Source organism: Sphingomonas sp. (assembly GCF_048594985.1).
GTDB lineage: Bacteria > Pseudomonadota > Alphaproteobacteria > Sphingomonadales > Sphingomonadaceae > Sphingomonas_I.
Window position 1 is genome coordinate 1 of sequence record NZ_JBMDXG010000266.1, and the last position, 2,117, is coordinate 2,117.

2 protein-coding genes are annotated in these 2,117 nt (G+C 68.7%); both read left to right on the plus strand.

From position 1 onward, the window contains the following. Nucleotides 1-1,515: lytic transglycosylase domain-containing protein (locus tag ACOJSF_RS10640; protein ID WP_420142178.1), on the plus strand; the 1,515-nt coding region annotated here is incomplete at its 5' end. Continuing rightward, entirely contained in the window at nucleotides 1,512-1,940 is a 429-nt protein-coding gene (locus ACOJSF_RS10645) for a GreA/GreB family elongation factor (RefSeq protein ID WP_420142179.1), read from the plus strand. The genes ACOJSF_RS10640 and ACOJSF_RS10645, both read left to right, overlap by 4 nt. The last annotated feature ends 177 nt before the right edge of the window (nucleotides 1,941-2,117 follow it).

Below are 2,117 nucleotides of genomic sequence, written 5' to 3' on the forward strand. Positions count from 1 at the left end.
GGCCAGTTCACGCCCGCCGAGCAGGACCGGCGAATGGACATGCTGCTGTGGAACCGCGCCACCATCGCGGCGCTCCGCCAGATCGCATTCGTGTCGGCCGAGCGGCGCCCACTGTTCGCCGCGCGCCTCGCTTATCAGACCCGCGCCGCCGACGCAGGGACGCAGGCCCAGGCGCTCGGCCCCGCCGCCGAACGCGACGCCGGCTTCGTGATCGATCGCGCGCGCTGGCTGCAGGCGACCCAGCAATGGTCGACCGCGCGCTCGATGCTGGCACAGCCGCTGGCCTTCACCGCGCCCCCGGGCGATCCCGAGGCCTATATCCGTGCGCTGTACGAGTTCGCGAGGGCCGCCGCCGCCGACAAGCAGTGGAGCCTCGCCTACGGCATCGCCGCCAATGTCGATCGCGCCTATCCGGCGGGCCTGACCATCCGCGACCGGCCGCTGGCGGAGCGCGATCCCTATACCAGCCTGGTCTGGCTGGCGGGACAGGCCGCGCTCAAGCAGCTCAACCGCCCCAAGGACGCGCAGGCGATGTTCCGCCGCTATGCCGAGGCGTCGCAGAGTCCCGGCAGCCAGACCAAGGGGGAATATTGGGCCGGCCGCGCGGCGCAGGCGGCGGGCGACACGCTCGCCTCGGGCGTCCACTATGCCGCCGCCGCCGCGAACATGGACCAATTTTACGGCCAGCTTGCCGCCGAGCGCCTCAATCGCACCCTCTCCGTGCCGGCCGAGACGCCGGCTCTGCCGATCGCGCCTGAAGTGCGGCAGGAGTTCGAGCGACGCGAGATCGTGCGCGCCGCGCGCCTGCTCGGCCAGCGCGGCGCGTGGAAGGACCAGACGCAGTTCGTGCGGAAGATCGCCAATGATGCCGAAAGCGACAGCGATCACGTGCTGGCGGCCGAGCTCGCCCGCTCGATCGGCCGCCCCGATCTCGGCGTGATCGCGTCGCGCAACGCGCGTGCATCGGGCGCGCGCGATCCACTGCGCGTCGGCTTTCCCACCGTCGCGGTGCCGCCGTCGATGGAAAGCCACTGGACCATGATCCACGCGATCAGCCGTCAGGAGAGTCAGTTCGATCGCGAGGCGATGAGCCCTGTGGGCGCGCGCGGACTGATGCAGCTCATGCCCGCTACCGCGCGCGAACAGGCGGGCAAGATCGGCCTGCCGTTCGAACCGAACAAGCTTACGGCGGACATCGGCTACAATGTCCGCTTGGGATCGAGCTTCTTCGACCGGATGCTGACCTACTATAATGGCAGCTACGTGCTCGCGATCGCCAGCTACAATGCGGGTCCCGGCAACGTGAACAAGTTCATCCGTGCGAACGGCGATCCGCGTCTGGCGGGGGTGGACGTGGTGGACTGGATCGAGGCGATCCCGCTCAGCGAGACGCGCAATTCCGTTCAGAAGGTGCTGGAGAATGCGGTGGTCTACGACCTCTTCAATCCCGGCCGGTCGCGCGCGCCCGACCGCAACCGCCTGTCGCACTATCTCGGCAAGACCAGCGCCGGGTGAGCGACACGATCCCCATCACGCCCGCCGGGTTCCGGGCGCTGCGTGAAAGGTACGAGCTGCTCTTTACGACCGAGCGCCCCCGGCTGGTCGAAACGATCAGCTGGGCCGCCGGCAATGGCGATCGCTCGGAGAATGGAGATTACATCTACGGGCGGAAACGGCTGCGCGAGGTCGATCGCGAGCTGTCGCATCTTTCGCGGCGGATGAAGGCGGTAACGATCGTCGACCCCGCCCAACAGGCCAATCGCAGCCGCGCCTGGTTCGGCGCGACCGTCACGATCGTCGACGAGGACGCACGCGAACGCACCGTCACCCTGGTGGGCGAGGATGAGGCGGATGCGACGGCGGGCCGCATCAGCTGGCGCTCCCCGCTCGCGCGTGCACTGCGGGGCGCGGCGGTCGGCGACGTGCGCAACGTCACCTAGCCGGCGGGCGTGCGCGAGCAGGAAGTGACCGCCATCACCTATCCGCAATAGGCGGGTGCGATCGGAACGCCGTATCGACGCCAAGGATGGCGCCGATCAAAGCAGCAGTGTTCCCGCTCGTGGCCAAGGACGGGATGCCCGAAATCGCGGAGCAGCTCTACAACCAATTGAAACCTC